This window comes from Bacillus sp. GC_Bacil_1, assembly GCF_026540675.1.
Classification (GTDB): Bacteria; Bacillota; Bacilli; order Bacillales; family Bacillaceae_G; genus Bacillus_A; species Bacillus_A cereus.
Genome location: NZ_JALNUG010000003.1, coordinates 1 through 20,639, shown reverse-complemented (window position 1 = coordinate 20,639; position 20,639 = coordinate 1). Strand labels below are relative to the sequence as shown.

The window sequence follows — 20,639 nt, the reverse complement described above, 5'->3', positions numbered from 1 at the left end:
GTAGTATGCCTTCTTTCTTCAGCAAAATATTTACCATAAGTATACAACAATAAAAGAGAGGATTCTCAAATGAAAATCCTCTCTCGTTTATCCCATAAAAGCCCGATTGGTTCAACTAATTAAAGTTTCACTTTATGCTGCGACTTTTTTATGCGTAGGATGTTTACGATAACGTCCACGCATTGCGTATGCAATTTGCGGGATTGCAATCCCAATTAATATAAGTGATACACCGAACCATTGTGAAGATAGTACAGCCTCTTTTAAAACGAATACGGACATAATTGTTGTAACTGGTAGTTCCGCTGCACCAAGAATAGTCGCTAAGCCAGAACCGATTTTTGGAATCCCGATTGTAAAGGCAATAGATGGAATGACGATACTAAATGTTCCTAATCCTAAACCGTATTTCCAAAGACCTTGAGAAATGGCACCATTAAAAATAAATGTTGGTGGGAATACAATCATGACTAAAGTTAAAGCACCAGTCATTAAGAGAACACCGCGCGGTAATGAAGGTACTTCAACAGCAACTTTTCCGCTCACGAAAATGTATGTTGCGAATGTAACAGCAGATAATAAACCTAAAATGATTCCAGTCGTATCGAAAGCACCTGCTGATTGTTCTAGTAAACCACTGGATAAAAATGTCCCTACAAGTAAGAAAATAACAGAAATAACTTTTTCTCTTGAAGGTAAAGTTTTTGTTGCGACTGCTTCAATGATAATTCCGACCCAAACGAATTGGAATAAAAGAATAATTGCAATAGAAGCTGGTACAGTTTTTAATGAAGCATAATAAAAAATTCCGGTAAAACTTGCAGATGTTCCTGCAACGAATAAAAGTAATGCTTGCTTTAAAGGAACGCGATGTCTAGAAAATAGAAGTGTAATAGCAAGCAAAATAATCCAACCGAACAAATATTGGCTGCCAATTACCTCTCCAAGTGAAAATCCTTCTGCATATGCAAGCTTAACAAAAATAGCTAAAATTCCATAACTACACGCTCCTAATAAAACTAAAAGAGAATAACGAAGCATGAAAAATTCCTCCCATCTATATGAAGTTGTTCCGTATCGAAAATATATAACTAGAGGGAAGTATACAAAATTAGAAATAAAGGGTCAAATGAAAGAAAAGTATGACATTTTATAGAATAATAATAAAAGTATGATATTTATGCATAATCTTGAAATTATTAATAGTAGAAGTATTATAAAATCAACTTTGCATTGTATAGAGACAGCATTTGAAAAAAATAATTTTTAAACAAATATGTAAATAGGCGTACTAGTAGCGTGCTAATTATTTGAGAAACTATGTTACCTTTGTTATGTTAATAACAATTAAAGGAGTTTCATAATGCATTTGAGTTTTTTCTATATAATAGAAGGAAATGAAAACGTTTTATTAGAAACTGTGAGAAAATATGTTTTTTCTTATTGCCACGTTGTAAAAGTGATTTCACGAATTGTTCATAGTATTTTTATGTGTTTTTGTTACAATATTTAGGGAGAGGAGTGGAATGATGCAAGATATTAGTATTTTTTTAGCGTTTGGCGCCGGGTTCTTATCATTTATTTCCCCATGTTGCTTACCGCTTTATCCGGCATTTTTATCGTACATAACAGGTATGTCGGTTTCTGAATTGAAAGAAGAAAATGCAATGCTTCGCAAAAGAAGTATGATACATACAGCGTTTTTCTTACTTGGATTTTCAATTATATTTATTGCAATTGGATTTGGTACAAGTTTTATTGGAGGAATCTTTACTGACTATAAAGATTTAATCAGACAGTTAGGTGGTATCTTTATCATCGTGTTCGGTTTAATTATTGTCGGAGTGTTTAAGCCGAAATTTTTAATGCAAGACCGTAAATTTACATTTAAAAATCGTCCAAGTGGCTATTTTGGATCAGTACTAATTGGATTAGCTTTTGCAGCAGGGTGGACGCCATGTACCGGACCAATTCTAGTGTCCGTAATTGGATTAGCAGCAACAAATCCAGAATCAGCAATGATATACATGATTGCTTACATACTTGGATTTGCAATCCCGTTTTTCGTACTGTCATTCTTTATTACGAAAATGTCTTGGATTAAAAGAAATAGTATGGCCTTCATGAAAGTCGGAGGATACATTATGATTGTTATGGGTGTCTTCCTATACTTTAACTGGATGACGAAAATTATCGTATATTTCTCAAGTTTATTTGGTGGTTTTACCGGTTTTTAGTATTATTCTGCGAAAATGTTGGAAATACTAACGGAAAAGCATATAATGAAAGTATATTTTGCATATAGCCACAAAAAAGGATGAGAAAATATGAACATAGTTGTTTTATCCAGTATCGTTGCTGTTTGTATGGCTGTCGGTGCGATGTTTATTCGTTTAAAAGCAGCTAAGAAACCTGCAACATTGAAAAAAATTATACTTCCACCATTTTTTATGAGTACGGGCGCATTGATGTATGTTTTTCCTGAATTTCGATTAACTCCAGCAGAAATGTTAGAAGCAATTGGTGTCGGTTTGATTTTCTCTATTTTTCTTATTAAAACATCTAAGTTTGAAATTAGAGGACAAGAGATTTATTTGAAGCGTTCAAAAGCCTTTGTTTTTATATTAATTGGATTACTTGTCGTGCGGATTGTATTTAAAATATACTTAAGCCAATCTCTTGATTTAGGACAACTTAGTGGCATGTTCTTCTTACTTGCGTTTGCGATGATTGTGTCATGGAGAATTGCAATGTATCGTTCCTTTACGAAATTACAGAAGGAAATGGAAAAAGAAGATGGTTTTTATAATGAAAAAGATATGAAGCTAACTTAAAAACTGTATATGTACTAAATAAAAAGACAGCGTTAAAGGCGCTGTCTTTTTTATCGAAAATAATATGGAGTTACTTTGCGAGTAAAGATTGATAGTTAGAATAATCAATCTTTTTTTCTTGTAGTTTTTTTATTAAAAATTTATGATCACGCTTTGGTGTGGCAATGATATATCCTTTAATAATTAAGTCTTGTGTAATTTGAGAGGCGTTTTCTTGTAATGCAAGTTCCCCGATTTTTCCAGCAATCTTTGATTTTGCAACATCGCGAAATAGTTCTGGAACAGGGCTTACAAGCTCTTCTAACAATTGTTTTTGTTCGTCAGCCCATAAATGTCTCGTTTTATTTATGTAGTGTTCTTCCCAATCCAAAATGGACATGCCGTCTTCTTTTGGTAATCGTTTTAAAAATTTTCTGAACATAAAGTATCCACCGATAGACATAAGCCCTAATAAAATAACCGTCCATAATACAATGAACCAACTGAACCATCCTTCGAGCAAGCATATCCCCCCTTAATGATAGCGGTTTTCTTTTATTCATATTATATACAGTGAGATTCATAGAAAGCAAGAACGCTTGGTCATTTTGACCAAGCGTTATAGTTTAAACGAAGTATAGTTGTTCAACACATAAATTATTATTATCGTCTTCAACATACTCAATAATAAGTGTGCCAACTTTACGATCTTTATCTTCAGTTGTGAAAATAGAGTAAGAAGTAAAACGTGTTTTTGATAGGCCGCTTATATGTGTAGGTAAAGAAATGTAGTCGTTATCGCGGAAGAATTCCATCAGTTCAATATCCTCAAATTCTTTTCGGTCAACTTGTTTGTTTGTATAGCGGCGTTGAAGTTGTTTTAAAGACTCATTCCAAGAAATTGCTTTTGTGTCGTATACCATTGTTCTATCTCCTTACTGTATGTAATCATTAAGAACATACGTTCTAATCTAGTATACTCTTTTTATTCGAAAAGGGAAAGCAAAAAATAATGTAAGCTTGGATTTCCAAGCTTACATTATTGATGCGTCCGTCATAATCTCTATTTTTTATTATAAGTTAGATAGGAATAAGAAACAAGATGATATATATAATGTTGAGAGTTTTAAAAATTCTGTATATTATAGGTGTACTAAAGTGTAAGGGAATGAGAGGTATGGTATACGTAATTTCACTGCAAGGGCCGATGGCTAGCGGAAAAACAACATTGGCTAAAAGGTTAGAGAGATGTGGGCTTTCGGTTATATATGAAAATCCTTATCCAATTGTAGAAAAGCGAAAGCGATTAAATTTGGATATGAATTCAAAAGAAGGGTTTATCATAAATCAAAAAATGTTTATCGAAGCAAAAATTAAGGAGTTTCAAAATGTGAAAGGTTCAGTCGTAATTTTTGATCGCGGACCAGAAGACATTGAGTTTTTTACACTCTTTTATCCAACGATTATAGGGGAAGAGTGGGATATAGAAGCTGAATTGAAAGGTGAATTATATAAATTAAGAGAATGTCGTTCAGATGCCATTTTTTATTTAGATGTGACGAAAAAGAATGTATATGATAGAAAAAATAACGATAGGACAAGAAAACGAAGTACATTTGAGGAGCAATTTAAATTAGTAGAAACGGAAAAAGATTGGTATAAACAATTTTCTGTAACTTATTTGGATACGAATAGATTAACAGTGGACGATCTAGAGGTATATTTTATGTACTGGTTAAAGGAGAGAGGGCTATGAAAAAAATACTTTTATTTGTATACCCAACATTTGCAGAGTTTGAGATAACAGTAGCAACGGCATTGCTGAAAACGAAGTATGAAATCATAACAGCGGGCTTAACAAAAGAATTGATTATAAGTGAAACTGGGTTGCAAGTGCAGCCGCATATAGAAGTAAGTGAAGTATGTGTAGATGAGTATGAGGGGATACTTATTCCAGGTGGAGAAGAAGTACAGTTGGAAGATGCAAAATCTCTTTTTTCAATCATTCGTCAATTTCATGAACAAGAAAAATTAGTGGCGGCAATTTGCGCTGGACCGTATGCGCTAGCAAAAGCGGGCTTATTTAAGGGGATTTCTTATACTGCGACTATAGATTATCAAAAGTTCGATTGTTTTCCAATAGAAAATTTCGTATATAAAGAAGTTGTGCAACACTCAAATATCATTACAGCACAAGGGCATGCATTTGTACCATTCGGAATAGCAATTGCCTCTTATTTTGGAGTGGCAGACGAACATAATACAGATTTTTATGGTGGTAAAGGCAATGTAGTAATGGAGAAACTTTTACGAGAAAACGTGTAAAAGCTAGCAAATGCTAGCTTTTTTCTTTTTGACATCGATAAATTGCTAACGTTTTCGGATCGCGCCATATACCGTTATGAAGTGACAATTCATTTTCTACTTCTTCTTTTAGCCATTCCTTCATTTCCGCGTGAAGATATGTATTATCAGGTATATTTAGCGACGGAAACATGCTAGAAATATAGTTTACTATTGGAGTAGCATGATGAAAAACGAGCGCATTATGAATAACTGTTTCTTCAACAGTTGGAAAAACGGATTGTAATATCTCTTTACCGTTTTCTAAACAAAATGGAGTGACTGATGATGTTGTTTTCGGTAAATCAAATGCGTCTAACATGCGGTTACACATTTCAACTATACGAGGTAATGTAACGTCAGAATTTGTTGTAGCTAAAAGTGAGCCACCAGGACGTATTACTTTATGGAATCCTTGGATTGTTTTTTCGACGTCTTTCATGTGGTATAACATATGTCTTGCGACGATCCAGTCGTAGCAATTAGCTTCGAAAGGAAGTTTACCAGCGTTACCTAGTCTCCACTCAATTATGCTATTTTTTATTGTAGCTTCAGAAAGCATCGTTTTCGATTGATCCAAACCTGTTAAATGTCCTGTATGACCGTTAGTTTGTAATAGGGAAAGGAAACTCCCGTTAGCGCACCCAACCTCTAATATTTTTTCATCTCCTTGAAGTTGTAAATGATCCATGACGACTTCATCTAAATTCACATGTTTTTCTTCATAATGTTTATGCGTATTAATACGTGTTTGTAAATGGTTACTTACGTTGTATTGGCGTTTTACATCATTCATCTTTTCGCATTCCACTTTCGTGCAAAATTGCTGAATTGCGTGCGTTAATACATTTGTTTTCTTTAAACCTTCGTAATGGAGTGCTAATTCAAACCTTTCAAGTAATTTCTCTTCAATTCGAAAATGAATATCTTTTCGTTTTGTCACTGAAATTTCGCCCCTTTGCATCTGTTAGTGAGACTATAGCACGTCTGGAAATTTTGTGTAAATCATTTGTGTACACAAAATTATGGGGATGAAAAAAATATTTGAATATGATTTTAAACTATTGACGATTTAAACGTTTTCATATATTCTTAAATTAAGTAATATTCAAATAATTCAAAAGAAATGAGAGAGTCACATGCTTCTTCAAGGAACACATCGAATTGGTCGTATGGCCATGCTGTTGGCACTTGCGGATGAAAATGAAAGTCCTGTATTATCCATTCCAAAAGGTTGGAAGTATTGTACGGGGAAAGTGGGTTCGATGAATTCGCAAAAGGTTGTCGCAGCAATGGAAACAGCGGCTAAGAGCAACCAAGTTATTGAAACAGACGTTTACAGAGAAACACATGCACTTTATCATGCAATTATGGAAGCTTTGTACGGAGTGACGAGAGGTCAAATTCAGTTAGCAGACGTTCTTCGTACAGTAGGACTTCGGTTTGCGATTGTGCGCGGTACACCATACGACGGAAAAAAAGAAGGCGAATGGGTTGCTGTTGCGCTTTATGGAACGATTGGTGCACCTGTAAAAGGATCTGAGCATGAGGCGATTGGTTTAGGAATTAATCACATATGATTTGCCCATAGTCTATTAGTTAGAAGGGGGCCTTACTTTTTTAGGACAGAAGTCTGTCTTAAAAAGATAAGGTCCCCTTTTGCCTTTTTAAGGAGGAAAAATGATGATTACGTTAACAGGACATACATTGACAGTTGAAGAAATGAAGAGGTTATTACTTGAAGGAGAAGGTGTAACAGCTTGTCCAACTAGTATGCAAAAGGTAGCAGAATGCCGCGAAGTAGTTGAGAAAATCGTAGAAGACGGAAAAGTCGTTTACGGTATTACAACTGGATTTGGAAAATTTAGTGATGTGCTTATCCAAAAAGATGATGTAAAGGCACTTCAGCATAATTTAATTCAGTCACATGCATGTGGGATAGGCGATCCATTCCCAGAAAAAGTATCGCGCGGAATGTTAATTTTACGAGCAAACACGATGCTTAAAGGAGTATCAGGCGTAAGGCCGCTTGTTGTAAATATGCTTCTTGAGTTTGTAAATCGTAAAATTCATCCAGTCGTTCCGCAACAAGGTTCACTTGGTGCAAGTGGAGATTTAGCGCCTTTATCTCATCTCGCGCTCGTATTATTAGGCGAAGGTGAAGTGTTCTATAAAGGGAAACGCGTTCATGCAATGGTTGCTCTTACAGAAGAAGGGCTTGAGCCAATTGAACTTGAAGCGAAAGAAGGTCTTGCATTAATTAATGGTACGCAGGCGATGACAGCGCAAGGAGTTCTTTCTTATATAGAAGCAGAAGCAACGGCGTATCAAGCTGAACTAATTGCTTCGATGACAATTGAAGGGTTACAAGGCATTATTGATGCATTTGATGAAAATGTTCATAAAGCACGTGGTTATAAAGAGCAAGTGGATGTAGCAAGCAGAATTCGTGACATTCTTCATGATAGTAAGTTAACAACAAAACAAGGAGAACTACGTGTACAGGATGCCTATTCACTTCGTTGTATCCCGCAAGTACACGGTGCTTCTTGGCAAGTTTTGAATTATGTGAAAGAAAAATTAGAAATTGAAATGAATGCCGCAACAGATAATCCGCTAATCTTTGATGGCGGGGAAAAAGTAATTTCAGGTGGTAACTTCCACGGTCAACCGATTGCGTTTGCGATGGACTTCTTAAAAGTAGGAATGGCGGAACTTGCAAATATTTCGGAGCGCCGTATTGAGCGTTTAGTAAATCCGCAATTAAATGATTTACCACCATTTTTAAGTCCAGAACCAGGACTGCAGTCAGGTGCAATGATTATGCAGTATGCTGCAGCGTCACTTGTTTCTGAAAATAAAACGTTAGCACATCCGGCGAGTGTAGATTCAATTCCGTCTTCTGCTAACCAAGAAGATCATGTAAGTATGGGAACAATTGCTTCACGCCATGCTCATCAGATCATTCAAAATGCAAGACGTGTTCTTTCAATTGAGATGATTTGTGCAATGCAAGCAGCAGAATATCGTGGTATTGAAAACATGAGTACAGTGACGAAGAGCTTCTACCATCAAGGCCGTCAACAAGTACCTTCTATTACAAATGACCGCATATTCTCAACTGATATTGAAAATATTGCGCATTGGTTAAAAACGAATTATTCGATAAAAGAAAGATTAGATGTAAACGCAGCACTATAAAATGAGAAAAGGGAGAGATTGAAATGGAAAAAGTACAACAAACAATTCGCGCGCCAAGAGGTACTGAGTTACAAACGAAAGGGTGGGTTCAAGAGGCTGCACTTCGAATGTTAATGAACAATTTAGATCCTGAAGTTGCTGAAAAACCAGAAGAATTAGTTGTATATGGTGGAATTGGCCGTGCAGCTCGTAACTGGGAAAGCTATCAGGCGATTGTAGATTCATTAAAAACGTTGGAAAGTGATGAAACGTTACTTGTTCAATCAGGAAAACCAGTTGCAATTTTCAAATCACATGAAGATGCGCCTCGCGTACTGTTAGCGAACTCAAACTTAGTACCAAAATGGGCGAACTGGGATCACTTCCGTGAACTAGAGAAAAAAGGTCTTATGATGTACGGACAAATGACAGCAGGTAGCTGGATTTACATTGGAACACAAGGAATTTTACAAGGAACATATGAAACATTTGGCGAAGCAGCTCGTCAACATTTCGATGGTTCATTAAAAGGTACATTAACACTTACTGCTGGTTTAGGTGGTATGGGTGGTGCACAACCTCTTGCTGTAACGATGAATGGCGGTGTTGTTATTGCTATTGACGTCGATAAGCGTAGCATCGATCGTCGTATTGAAAAGAGATACTGTGATATGTATACAGAATCGTTAGAAGAAGCATTAACGGTTGCAAACGAGTATAAAGAGAAGAAAGAACCAATTTCTATTGGCTTATTAGGAAATGCGGCAGAAATTTTACCAGAACTAGTGAAGCGTAATATTACGCCAGATTTAGTTACGGATCAAACATCAGCTCATGATCCATTAAACGGTTATATTCCAGTAGGCTACACATTAGAAGAAGCGGCGAAACTTCGTGAAGAAGACCCAGAACGTTACGTACAATTATCAAAAGAAAGCATGACAAAACATGTAGAAGCAATGCTTGCAATGCAAGAAAAAGGCGCAATTACATTTGATTATGGAAATAACATTCGCCAAGTTGCTTTCGATGAAGGCTTGAAAAATGCATTCGATTTCCCAGGATTCGTTCCAGCATTTATTCGTCCATTATTCTGTGAAGGAAAAGGACCGTTCCGCTGGGTAGCACTTTCTGGTGATCCAGAAGATATCTATAAAACAGACGAAGTAATTTTACGCGAATTCGCTGACAATGAGCATTTATGTAACTGGATTCGTATGGCACGTCAACAAGTGGAGTTTCAAGGTCTTCCATCACGTATTTGTTGGTTAGGTTACGGTGAGCGCGCGAAATTTGGTCGCATTATTAATGAAATGGTGGCAAATGGTGAATTATCAGCACCAATCGTAATCGGTCGTGACCATTTAGATTGCGGATCAGTAGCATCTCCAAACCGTGAAACAGAAGCGATGAAAGATGGTAGTGATGCAGTAGCAGACTGGCCAATTTTAAATGCATTAATTAACAGTGTAAACGGTGCAAGCTGGGTATCTGTTCACCACGGTGGCGGCGTTGGTATGGGTTATTCACTTCACGCTGGAATGGTTATCGTTGCAGATGGAACAGAAGCAGCAGCAAAACGTATTGAGCGCGTATTAACTTCTGACCCTGGTATGGGTGTTGTTCGTCACGTGGATGCTGGATATGACTTAGCTGTGGAAACTGCGAAAGAAAAAGGCGTTAACATTCCAATGATGAAATAAGGAGGAGAAAACATGCTGGACACTTTACTAATAAATATTGGTCAATTACTAACAATGGATCAAGAAGATGGCTTGTTAAGACGGGAAGCGATGAACACGCTTCCTGTTATCGAAAACGGTGCGGTTGGAATTGAAAACGATGTAATTACTTTCGTTGGAACAGCGGAAGAAGCGAAAGGATTACAAGCGAAAGAAGTTATTGATTGCGGCGGGAAAATGGTTTCTCCTGGTCTTGTTGACCCGCATACTCATCTTGTATTTGGTGGATCTCGTGAAAATGAAATCGCACTAAAATTACAAGGAGTTCCGTACTTAGAAATTTTAGAACAAGGCGGAGGCATTCTTTCGACTGTAAATGCAACGAAACAAGCATCGAAAGAAGAACTTGTTCAAAAAGCGAAATTCCATTTAGACCGTATGTTATCTTTCGGAGTTACAACTGTAGAAGCGAAGAGTGGTTACGGATTAGATGATGAGACGGAATGGAAACAATTAGAGGCAACTGCACAATTACAAAAAGAGCATCCGATCGATTTAGTTTCCACATTTTTAGGTGCTCATGCAGTTCCGAAAGAATATAAAGGTAGATCGAAAGAATTTTTACAATGGATGTTAGACCTACTACCAGAAATGAAAGAGAAGCAATTAGCGGAATTCGTTGATATTTTCTGTGAAACAGGTGTGTTCTCTGTCGAAGAGTCAAAAGAGTTTTTATTAAAAGCGAAAGAGCTTGGCTTTGATGTGAAAATTCATGCAGATGAAATCGACCCTCTTGGTGGTGCGGAAGCAGCGGCAGAAATCGGTGCAGCATCAGCAGACCATTTAGTTGGCGCTTCTGATAAAGGAATTGAAATGCTTGCAAACTCTAATACAGTAGCCACTTTATTACCAGGAACAACTTTCTATTTAAATAAAGAAAGTTTTGCTCGCGGTCGTAAAATGATTGATGAAGGTGTTGCAGTTGCGTTAGCTACAGACTTTAACCCAGGTAGCTGTCCAACTGAAAATATTCAGCTTATTATGAGCATTGCGATGCTAAAACTGAAAATGACACCAGAAGAAGTTTGGAATGCTGTAACGGTTAACTCATCATATGCCATTAACCGTGGTGATGTAGCTGGGAAAATTAGAGTTGGTCGTAAGGCAGATTTAGTTTTATGGGATGCTTACAATTATGCTTACGTACCGTATCATTACGGCGTAAGTCATGTGAATACAGTATGGAAGAATGGTAATATTGCATATACAAGAGGTGAACAATCGTGGAGCACGGCCACTATTTAAAGAAAAATGCAAAGTTTATTGATCGTGAAGTGACAAAATGGAGTGAGATGATTAAAGATTGGGAGGAAGGCGTAGAAATATTCGGTGCTGCTTTAATTGGAGCACCCCTTTCTAAACCATCTATTAGTCATTCAGGAGCAAGTTTTGCTCCAAAAACAATTCGTGCGATGTTAGATGCATACAGCACATATGCAATTACAGAAGAACACGATATGAAAGAAAGTGTCTTATATGATTGCGGCGATATTACGATGCATGTGACGGATATAAAAGAAAGTCATAACCGAATTGCGAAAACAGTTGGTCATGTAACGAAAGTAAATCCGAACATGATACCAATCGTTCTTGGTGGTGACCACTCGATTAGTTTTCCGAGTATAACAGGCTTTGCAAACAGTAAAGGAAAGGTCGGGATTATTCAATTTGATGCTCATCATGATTTACGTAATTTAGATGATGGAGGCCCGTCAAATGGTACACCATTCCGTAGTTTACTAGAAAATGATGTCATTACAGGGAAACAACTTGTTCAAATTGGAATTCGTAATTTTTCTAACGCACGTACCTACCATGAATATGCAATAGAGCATGGCGTAACAGTGTATACAATGAAAGACGTACGAGAGCGAGAAATAAAAGATATTATCACGGAAAGTATTGAAGTGTTAAGAAAACAAGGTGTGACTTCTATTTATATTTCTCTTGATATGGATGTACTAGACCAAGCGTTTGCACCAGGTTGTCCAGCAATTGGGCCAGGTGGAATGGATAGTACGAATTTACTAGATGCGATTGAATTCCTTGGTAAAGAACCGCTCGTTCAAGGGATGGATATAGTAGAGATTGATCCAACTCTTGATTTCAGGGATATGACGAGTAGAGTAGCAGCGCAAGTGATTATGAGTTTTCTTTTAGCGAGGGAAATAGTTAGTAAGCAGGTTAGTATATAGACGGAAAAGTAGATCTTTATCTATGCCTTATCAAAAACACATTACTACTCAAATGTAGTAATGTGTTTTTATGTTAAAAGAGAATGAATGTGGGTGCAACCGTTAATAAAATTGCGGGTTTTTATAGTGTGTTATGTAAATTTAATTTCTTGCTTTTGAAATATTGACGCGTAAAATGATTTTATGATAAAATAAAAATTTTGCTAAAAAACTAAAAGTGTGTTAAGCTTGAGAAGGTTACCATATATGGAGGTGGATTATTTGTTTCAAATTGGCGATAACATTGTTTATCCAATGCAGGGAGCAGGTATAATTAAAGCCATAGAAGAGAAGGAAGTCTCAGGAGAAAAACAACAGTATTATGTTATAAAAATGTCGGCTAGTAATATGGAACTAATGATTCCAGCAGGGAGAATATTGAATTCGAATATACGACCAGTGACGGATATAACCGCATTAGCACACATAATGGATATTTTTCAACATGGGGAATCAGATAGATTACTTACGTGGAAACAAAGGTATAAATTGAACACTGATAAAATAAAGACGGGTAAAATGCAAGAAGGTGCTGAAGTTGTGCGCGATTTAATGCGTATACAGAAAGAAAAAGCACTTAATGCAAGCGAAAAGAAGATGTTAGATAACGCATATGAATTTTTGATTAGTGAACTGGGATTAATTGAAGGTATCACAGAAAATCAGATAAAAAGCTTTTGTTAAGGTTCATTACAAATAATGTATTATATCCCAAAAAAGATCTTGAATTTTTTGGGAACATAATTATAGAAAATTTATCATTTCAAAGACATTCAACTCTTTCAAACCACTTTTAGAGCATTACCTCTATTGTTATTACTACAATCAAATCCATTTTTATTTTTTAATTTCATTTATGAATGTTCGAAGTTTAATTGAATACTTCGATAAAATAGTTACTTGATTTTTGCAATCCTGATTCACACTGGCACGGACGAGGAGCCGTAAGGATGAAAGAGAGGTAGGGCTTTCATTGTTTTAGGTATATAAGTTATTATTTTTAGAAGAATACTGAACCATATTCACTTCTATTGATAAGGTATTTTTTATATTAAAGAGATAAACGAATTGACAGACATATATGGTCAACAAAAAAGGTTTCCTTCTAAGGAAACCTTTTTAATATTATTTATAGTATTTTATTTTTTTGATATTCGAATTTTTTATTGTAAAGTCGTAAAAATTGACGTTACTATCTAAAAGTAAGTATGATGCGATTATAGTAAGATTTTTTAGGGGGAAGAAAAATGACAAGTTCAAGTAATAAAGCAGCGAGTATTTATGAAGGAACAAATGTAAACGCTGGTGGATCTTTTGAAAACGTTGAAGAAACAAAGTTGTTTGATCCAATTCAAATTGGAGCTTGGTCTCTTCGTAATCGTATAGCGATGGCACCGATGACAAGATGCTTTGCAGATAATGAAACTGGAGTAGTTGGTGCTGATGTAGTGGAGTACTACAGAAAACGTGCTGCGGATGGAATTGGACTAATTATTACAGAAGGAATTGTCATTAGTCCGAGAGCAAAAGGGAACCCGGGAGTACCAGGTATTTATACACAAGAACAAATCGATTCTTGGAAACCTGTTACAGAGGCAGTACATAAAGAAGGCGGGACGATTATTGCTCAAATATGGCATGTTGGGCGTATGAGTCATCATGAAATAATTGGTGGTCAAATGCCGCAAGCACCATCTGCTATCGCTGCAGAGGGAAATGTTCCACGCTTTCGTAAACCGTTTGATACGCCAGAAGCAATGACGTTAGAAGAAATACAAGAAGTAATCGGTCAATACGCACAAGCTGCGAAAAATGCGATCGAAGCTGGATTTGATGGAGTAGAAATTCACGGTGCACACGGATATTTAATCGATCAATTTACGTATGAGTTTGCGAATAAGCGAACAGATAAATATGGCGGTAATTTAAAACAAAGGTTAACGTTTATGAAAGAAGTAACGGCGGCTGTAATAGAAGCTGTTGGAGCTAATAAAACACTTCTTCGCTTCTCTGCTTTCAAAGGCGATAATCCTACTTATATGTGGGAAAACCCTGAGCTTGCAATTGAAACGTTCGTAAATATGTTCAAAGAAGTTGGATTAACGATGATCCATCCCTCAACGATGAATTATACGCAAGAGATTGCTGACGGAAAGAATTTTCATCAACTAGTAAGAAAATATTGGGATGGTACGATTGTTGGGGTTGGTAATTTAAATCCGAAAGAGGCCGAAGAAGCGTTGCAAGAAGGAACAATTGATGTAGTGGCATTCGGCAGACCGTTAATTGCTAATCCAGACTTTGTTCATCGAATTAAACATGCTGAAAGTTTAGTTGAATATGACGCGAAAGAGCATCTTGCTACGTTAGTATGAATAAAGATAAAAGGAGAGCACACCGAGTGTTCTCCTTTTATTATGGGATTTCATAGGGGGAAGCGGGATGAGTGAAACGCTACTCGTTATTATTAGTATATTACTATTTTTAATGTTGCTTTTAATCATCTTTTTTATCATTACATTTTTTATAAAAAAACGAACACATCATTCTATTTTAAAGTTACATCCGTACTTAGGAAGAATGCGCTACTTACTGGAAAAGATAGGGCCTGAATTTCGACAATATTGGTTTGATCATGATACGGATGGAAAGCCTTTCTCACGTTATGATTTTCAAAGTGTTATGTTTTTAGCGAAATATCGCTCTGAAATACTTGGTTTTGGATCAAAACGAGATTTTGAAGCTTCTGGCTATTATATTGCTAATACATTATTTCCGATATTAACTGAGGAATTAAGTGTGAATCTTTCGCAAGAGCGGGAAGGTAAAAAGTACATGATTCATAAAGAAGGATTATTTTCAAGAAGAGAAAAATTGACAGCGGATACAACGAATCTTTGGCTGTACGAAGAAGATGATGCAATTATAGTCGGTGAAAACCGTAAATATCCGTGGAAACTACATGGCATGTTTGGAGCATCTGCGACTTCTTACGGCGCGATTGGAGAAAATTATATTTTAGCGAGTGGTTTTGGAGCGAAAATGGCAGGCGGATCGTGGATTAATACTGGTGAAGGTGGCGTTATTCCAGAACATTTACATACAGGAGCGAATATCGTTGCGCAAATTGGTCCAGGGTTATTTGGATACCGTGATGAGGACGGTAATTTTTCAATGGGAAAATTCATGGAGAAAGCGAAAGAAAGTAATATTAGAGCATTCGAATTGAAATTTGGGCAAGGTGCTAAAATACGTGGTGGTCATCTAGAGGGACAAAAAGTAAATGAGAAAATTGCTTTTGTTCGCAACGTCCGAAAGGGAGAGACGATTAATTCACCGAATCGATTTTCATTTTTAAAGAATGCAGTGGATACACTTTGTTTTATTCAACAGTTGCAAGAAAGCGGCGGTAAACCAGTTGGAATGAAAATTGTAATTGGTCAGCAGGAGCCTTTGGAAGATTTAATAAAAACAATGAAAGAACTAAATATTTACCCAGATTTTATTACAATAGACGGTTCAGAAGGCGGATCAGGGGCAACGTATAAATCGATGGCAGATTGTATGGGACTGCCGCTTATTCCAGCATTACTTACATTTATCGATACAGCAAATTATTATGGTGTCCGTAACAAGTTTAAAGTATTTGCATCGGGTAAATTAATCACACCAGATAAAGTGGCGATTGCTTTAGCGATTGGAGCGGATGCTGTAAGTTCAGCCCGCGGATTTATGATGGCAAGCGGCTGTATTATGGCCCTTCAATGTAATTCTGGCCAATGTCCATCTGGTGTAGCCACGACGAATCCGCATTATCAAAAAGCGTTAGATCCGTATGAGAAGAAGTGGCGAGTCATGAATTATATTATTAGTATGAGATATAGTTTATTTTCATTAGCAGCGGCAGCGGGAGTGAAGAGCCCGCGCCATTTAACTAGAGAGCATATTGTGTTTAAAGACGAGGTGGGGAGAGTAGTTCCTCTTTCGGAATTGTTTCCTATAGTAAATCAAGCCTAAAAGTATATTTGATATGTAAGATGTTTTAAAGGAATAATCATATTTTTGGAAAAATTAGGATTATAATAGGGAAGTATTTTTAAAAATGACTATTTTTAGGGAGAGATTCACTTGCAGCAAGGTTCTTACAGTATTACAATTTTTTTACTCGTCATAGGGCTCGTTATATTTAGACGCATGCGCTCTATGAATCGACCAATTAATAATAAAGGAAGACAACTACTATTGCCATTATTTTTCTTATTACCAGGTTTTTCTTTATATGCTGCACCGATGCAACTTGCTGATTGGCAAATTGGTATAGCTGCTGGGATCGGACTGTTATTGTCAATTCCACTTATTATTTTAAGTGGGTATGAAGTCAGAGAAGATGGTCAAATTTATGCAAAAAAGTATCGCTTTTATTGCTACATTTTTAGTTATCGTTCTTTTACGTGCTTATTTTAGAAGACATTTACAAAGTTTAGATCCAAAGTCAATCGGCATTCTTTTCTATACTCTTGCGGTTTGTTATATAGTACCTTGGCGTATTGGATGCTATATGAAATTTCGTAAAGTATATGTAGAGAAAGCGAAAATTGAGACGTCAATAAGCTAAAAGTCATACACTTGTATGGCTTTTTCTTTTAAAATTTATCGGGTAAACGAATAAAAATAAGGTGTGAAAAAACACTGTTTAATTTCTGAATATTATTACTTTAATTTCTTGAAAAATCATTGTAATCCACTGGGATAAAGGCGTTTATAAAGGTTTTCACATGTAATAAAAAGTGCTCGTTCACTTGAAAGAACAAAAAATGTTTGTTAAGGTAGGGAACCATAAGCGAAAACAAGAAAATAGAAAAAGTCATTTTTCGAAATTTTGAATGGCTTATGGAATAAGGGAGAGATTTGGTGAAGATTGAAATTATGGTTTCGCTTGCTATTTATATGGCAGGTATGTTGTATATCGGATATTGGTCTTATAAGAAGACATCCGATTTATCAGATTATATGTTAGGTGGAAGGGGACTCGGTCCAGCAGTTACAGCTTTATCAGCTGGTGCTTCTGACATGAGTGGTTGGATGCTAATGGGATTACCTGGTGCGATGTATGCAACAGGATTATCAAGTATATGGATTGCGATAGGTTTATTAATAGGTGCTTATGCAAACTATTTAATCATTGCCCCACGTTTACGAACGTATACAGAAGTGGCAAATGATTCAATTACGATTCCAGACTTTTTAGAGAATCGGTTTAAAGATCGTACGAAAATACTTCGTTTTGTCTCCGCTATCGTCATTTTAGTATTTTTCACATTCTATGCGTCGGCTGGTTTAGTTTCAGGTGGACGTTTGTTTGAAAATTCTTTCAACCTAGATTATAAAATTGGTTTATTTGTAACAGTGGGTGTCGTTGTTGCGTATACACTATTCGGTGGCTTTCTAGCCGTAAGCTGGACGGACTTTGTACAAGGTTGTATTATGTTTATTGCGCTTGTACTAGTGCCAATTGTTGCTTTTACGGATGTCGGTGGTGTAACAGAAACATTTAATACGATTAAACAAGTCGATGCATCGCATTTAGATATGTTTAAAGGGACCACAATACTTGGCATTATTTCATTTTTAGCATGGGGACTTGGGTATTTTGGTCAACCGCATATTATTGTCCGTTTTATGGCAATTACCTCTATTAAAGATTTAAAGACTTCTCGTAGAATCGGTATCGGTTGGATGACGATTTCAATTATAGGTGCAATGCTTACTGGTCTAATTGGTATCGCTTATTATGCTAAAAATAATGCGACATTACAAGACCCAGAAATGGTCTTTGTAACATTCTCCAATATTTTATTCCATCCGTACATTACAGGATTTTTATTATCAGCTATTTTGGCTTCGATTATGAGTAGTATTTCCTCACAATTACTTGTTATTTCAAGTGCAGTAACGGAAGACTTCTATAAAACATTTTTCCGTCGTAATGCAAGTGACAAAGAACTTGTATTTATCGGTAGATTGTCAGTATTAGTAGTAGCTATGATCGCAGTTGTTTTAGCGTATCATCCAAGTGATACAATTTTAACACTTGTAGGTTATGCTTGGGCTGGATTTGGTTCAGCGTTCGGACCAGCCATTTTATTAAGTTTATATTGGAAAAGAACGAATAAATGGGGCGTTCTTGCAGGTATGATTGTTGGTGCAGTAGTTGTTATAGCATGGGTAAAAATTCCAAGTTTAAAAGCAATTATGTATGAAATGGTACCTGGATTTTTCTGTAGTTTATTAACTGTTATCGTTGTAAGTTTATTAACGAAAGAACCCGTTAAGGCAGTTCATCGTGAATTTAATGAGATGGAAGCAATATTGGAAGAAGAAACGAAATGATTAGCGAAGAGAGTAAACGAAACTGGCGTTTACTCTCTTTTTATTTAAAATGAAAATAAGGAACTTATTGACAACTAAAAGTAAGTAACTTATAATAAATTTGAGTTCAAGTTAATTTGTACTTTGAATAAAGATTTTAAATGGAGTAAATATTTTTTAAAAACTATCTCGAATTTGAGATGAATTGACAAGCTGGAAGTTAATGTGTATTTTTATAATCGATATCTCGAATTCGAGATAAAATTATAATGACGGATTTTACTTTGTAGCATGGACAAAATGAATAATGAATTTAAATGTAAAAGAATTTTTATAATGAAATAAAAAAGGAGTGGAAGAAATGGAAAAGAAAACAATGGGAATCCATCACATTACAGCGATTGTAGGGCATCCACAAGAAAATGTAGACTTTTATGCTGGTGTATTAGGGTTACGTTTAGTGAAACAAACAGTGAATTTTGATGATCCAGGTACGTACCACCTTTATTTTGGAAATGAAGGAGGAAAACCTGGAACAATTATTACGTTTTTCCCATGGGCAGGTGCTCGTCAAGGTATTATTGGGGATGGTCAAGTAGGAATTACGTCTTACGTTGTACCAAAAGGTGCAATGGAGTTTTGGGAAAATAGATTAGAAAAATTCGATGTTTCGTATACGAAAATGACTCGTTTTGGAGAGGAGTATTTAGAATTTGATGATCCGCATGGTTTGCATATAGAATTAGTTGAAAGAGAAGCAGGCGAATTAAATAATTGGAGTTTTGGAGAAGTTACACCAGAAGTAGCAATTAAAGGGTTTGGAGGTGCTGTTCTTTTATCTGCACAGCCTCAAAAAACAGCTGAATTGTTAGAACATATTATGGGTCTTGAGAAAATTGGAGAAGAGGGTGAATTTGTTCGATTCCGTTCTTCTGCTGATATTGGAAATATTATTGATTTGAAATTATCAACAATCGGTCGTGGCCAAATGGGCGTTGGTACAGTTCATCATATAGCTTGGAGAGCGATTGACGATGCTGATCAGCTAGACTGGAAAGAGCATGTGTCGCGTTTTGGATATCACGTAACTCCTGTACAAGATCGAAATTATTTTAACGCGATTTATTTTAGAGAACATGGTGAAATCTTATTTGAAATTGCAACAGATCCTCCTGGTTTCGCTCATGATGAATCGTTAGAGACGATGGGTGAGGAATTAAAGTTACCGGAACAATATGAACAACATAGAAAACAGATTGAACAAACGCTTTTACCATTTGAAGTGAGAAATTTAGATTAAAGTGATTGAAGGGGGAACAGGATTATGATGAAACATGTTTTTCAAAAAGGAAAAGATACGTCAAAACCAGTGTTGTTATTACTTCATGGCACAGGTGGTAATGAATTAGATTTACTACCACTTGCAGAAATAATTGATCCGGAAGCGTCGGTATTAAGCGTTAGGGGAAATGTGTTAGAGAATGGGATGCCGCGTTTCTTCCGCCGATTAGCAGAGGGCATTTTTGATGAAGAGGATTTAATTTTCCGTACGAAGGAATTAAATGAATTTTTAGATGAAGCGGCTAAAGAATATAAATTCGATAGAAATAACATTGTAGCTATCGGTTATTCGAATGGGGCAAATATCGCAGCAAGCTTATTATTCCATTACGAAAATGCATTAAAAGGTGCTGTGCTTCATCACCCAATGGTACCTAGAAGAGGAATGCAATTAGCAAATTTAGCAGGGAAATCTGTGTTTATTGCTGCTGGGACAAATGACCCAATTTGTTCATCAGCAGAGTCAGAGGAATTGAAGGTACTATTAGAAAATGCAAATGCGAATGTAACAATGCATTGGGAAAATCGAGGGCATCAATTAACGATGGGTGAAGTAGAAAAAGCAAAAGAGTGGTATGACAAAGCATTTTAAAAAAAGAAGCATCTGCTAACGATTA

20 protein-coding genes and 1 pseudogene are annotated in these 20,639 nt (G+C 36.1%); 17 read left to right on the top strand and 4 right to left on the bottom strand.

What is annotated here, in order from left to right; all coding sequences use genetic code 11:
- Window positions 1-132: 132 nt before the first annotated feature.
- On the bottom strand, window positions 133-1,041 hold the full coding sequence (locus OXT04_RS05470) for an EamA family transporter (protein WP_000947044.1): 909 nt from the start codon (window positions 1,039-1,041) through the stop codon (window positions 133-135).
- Window positions 1,042-1,363: 322 nt separating this feature from the next.
- Here OXT04_RS05470 and OXT04_RS29765 point away from each other — a divergent pair, with 322 nt between their 5' ends.
- The 3 genes from OXT04_RS29765 to OXT04_RS05460 all read left to right on the top strand — a co-directional run bounded on the left by OXT04_RS29765 (window position 1,364) and on the right by OXT04_RS05460 (window position 2,834).
- Window positions 1,364-1,513: a hypothetical protein gene (locus tag OXT04_RS29765; protein WP_002152557.1), complete on the top strand. Its 150-nt coding sequence runs from the start codon at window positions 1,364-1,366 to the stop codon at window positions 1,511-1,513.
- A 16-nt stretch (window positions 1,514-1,529) separates the two neighbouring features.
- The gene (gene ccdA / locus OXT04_RS05465) at window positions 1,530-2,237 is read left to right on the top strand and encodes a cytochrome c-type biogenesis protein CcdA (RefSeq protein ID WP_001152676.1); all 708 of its coding nucleotides are present in this window, start codon (window positions 1,530-1,532) and stop codon (window positions 2,235-2,237) included.
- 90 nt (window positions 2,238-2,327) lie between these two features.
- Complete coding sequence (locus OXT04_RS05460; RefSeq protein WP_267413761.1) at window positions 2,328-2,834, top strand: CcdC family protein; 507 nt, start codon at window positions 2,328-2,330, stop codon at window positions 2,832-2,834.
- Between the two features lie 70 nt (window positions 2,835-2,904).
- Here OXT04_RS05460 and OXT04_RS05455 read toward each other — a convergent pair whose 3' ends face one another.
- Both OXT04_RS05455 and OXT04_RS05450 read right to left on the bottom strand, forming a co-directional pair.
- Entirely contained in the window at window positions 2,905-3,336 is a 432-nt protein-coding gene (locus tag OXT04_RS05455; RefSeq protein ID WP_000889371.1) for a DUF2621 domain-containing protein, read from the bottom strand.
- 103 nt (window positions 3,337-3,439) lie between these two features.
- Window positions 3,440-3,736 carry a hypothetical protein gene (locus OXT04_RS05450; protein WP_000262400.1) on the bottom strand — a complete coding sequence of 99 codons (297 nt, stop codon included), beginning with the start codon at window positions 3,734-3,736 and terminating at the stop codon, window positions 3,440-3,442.
- A 245-nt stretch (window positions 3,737-3,981) separates the two neighbouring features.
- Here OXT04_RS05450 and OXT04_RS05445 point away from each other — a divergent pair, with 245 nt between their 5' ends.
- Together OXT04_RS05445 and OXT04_RS05440 are read left to right on the top strand one after the other, a co-directional pair.
- Entirely contained in the window at window positions 3,982-4,569 is a 588-nt protein-coding gene (locus OXT04_RS05445) for an AAA family ATPase (protein ID WP_141544100.1), read from the top strand.
- Window positions 4,566-5,138, top strand: a complete 573-nt coding sequence (locus OXT04_RS05440; RefSeq protein ID WP_016512444.1) for a DJ-1/PfpI family protein — start codon at window positions 4,566-4,568, stop codon at window positions 5,136-5,138. The genes OXT04_RS05445 and OXT04_RS05440 overlap by 4 nt, the downstream gene beginning before the upstream one ends.
- Before the next feature lie 13 nt (window positions 5,139-5,151).
- Here OXT04_RS05440 and OXT04_RS05435 read toward each other — a convergent pair whose 3' ends face one another.
- Window positions 5,152-6,099, bottom strand: coding sequence for a class I SAM-dependent methyltransferase (locus tag OXT04_RS05435; protein ID WP_016512445.1), 948 nt, complete (start codon window positions 6,097-6,099; stop codon window positions 5,152-5,154).
- A 196-nt stretch (window positions 6,100-6,295) separates the two neighbouring features.
- Here OXT04_RS05435 and hutP point away from each other — a divergent pair, with 196 nt between their 5' ends.
- From hutP to OXT04_RS05375, 12 genes and pseudogenes are all read left to right on the top strand, one after another.
- Window positions 6,296-6,736, top strand: coding sequence for a histidine utilization transcription antiterminator HutP (gene hutP / locus OXT04_RS05430; protein WP_000926516.1), 441 nt, complete (start codon window positions 6,296-6,298; stop codon window positions 6,734-6,736).
- Window positions 6,737-6,839: 103 nt separating this feature from the next.
- On the top strand, window positions 6,840-8,357 hold the full coding sequence (hutH, locus tag OXT04_RS05425) for a histidine ammonia-lyase (RefSeq protein WP_267413731.1): 1,518 nt from the start codon (window positions 6,840-6,842) through the stop codon (window positions 8,355-8,357).
- A 23-nt stretch (window positions 8,358-8,380) separates the two neighbouring features.
- Complete coding sequence (gene hutU / locus OXT04_RS05420) at window positions 8,381-10,039, top strand: urocanate hydratase (RefSeq protein WP_000416946.1); 1,659 nt, start codon at window positions 8,381-8,383, stop codon at window positions 10,037-10,039.
- A 12-nt stretch (window positions 10,040-10,051) separates the two neighbouring features.
- Window positions 10,052-11,323: an imidazolonepropionase gene (gene hutI / locus OXT04_RS05415; RefSeq protein WP_071714694.1), complete on the top strand. Its 1,272-nt coding sequence runs from the start codon at window positions 10,052-10,054 to the stop codon at window positions 11,321-11,323.
- Window positions 11,302-12,273 (top strand): formimidoylglutamase, encoded by a 972-nt coding sequence (hutG, locus tag OXT04_RS05410; protein ID WP_267413723.1) that lies wholly within the window; start codon window positions 11,302-11,304, stop codon window positions 12,271-12,273. Before hutI ends, hutG begins: the two co-directional genes overlap by 22 nt.
- 261 nt (window positions 12,274-12,534) lie before the next feature.
- Window positions 12,535-12,996 (top strand): CarD family transcriptional regulator, encoded by a 462-nt coding sequence (locus OXT04_RS05405; protein WP_014482101.1) that lies wholly within the window; start codon window positions 12,535-12,537, stop codon window positions 12,994-12,996.
- Window positions 12,997-13,559: 563 nt separating this feature from the next.
- Window positions 13,560-14,687, top strand: coding sequence for an alkene reductase (locus tag OXT04_RS05400; protein ID WP_000204598.1), 1,128 nt, complete (start codon window positions 13,560-13,562; stop codon window positions 14,685-14,687).
- Between the two features lie 67 nt (window positions 14,688-14,754).
- Window positions 14,755-16,329 (top strand): FMN-binding glutamate synthase family protein, encoded by a 1,575-nt coding sequence (locus OXT04_RS05395; RefSeq protein WP_267413719.1) that lies wholly within the window; start codon window positions 14,755-14,757, stop codon window positions 16,327-16,329.
- Window positions 16,330-16,506: 177 nt separating this feature from the next.
- Window positions 16,507-16,831: pseudogene (locus tag OXT04_RS05390) on the top strand (CcdC protein domain-containing protein); the annotation flags it as partial.
- A 392-nt stretch (window positions 16,832-17,223) separates the two neighbouring features.
- Window positions 17,224-18,702 carry a sodium/proline symporter PutP gene (gene putP, locus OXT04_RS05385; protein WP_139213270.1) on the top strand — a complete coding sequence of 493 codons (1,479 nt, stop codon included), beginning with the start codon at window positions 17,224-17,226 and terminating at the stop codon, window positions 18,700-18,702.
- A gap of 340 nt (window positions 18,703-19,042) precedes the next feature.
- Window positions 19,043-19,981 carry a ring-cleaving dioxygenase gene (locus OXT04_RS05380; RefSeq protein WP_000412726.1) on the top strand — a complete coding sequence of 313 codons (939 nt, stop codon included), beginning with the start codon at window positions 19,043-19,045 and terminating at the stop codon, window positions 19,979-19,981.
- 24 nt (window positions 19,982-20,005) lie between these two features.
- Entirely contained in the window at window positions 20,006-20,614 is a 609-nt protein-coding gene (locus OXT04_RS05375; RefSeq protein WP_000975455.1) for an alpha/beta hydrolase, read from the top strand.
- Window positions 20,615-20,639 lie beyond the last annotated feature (25 nt).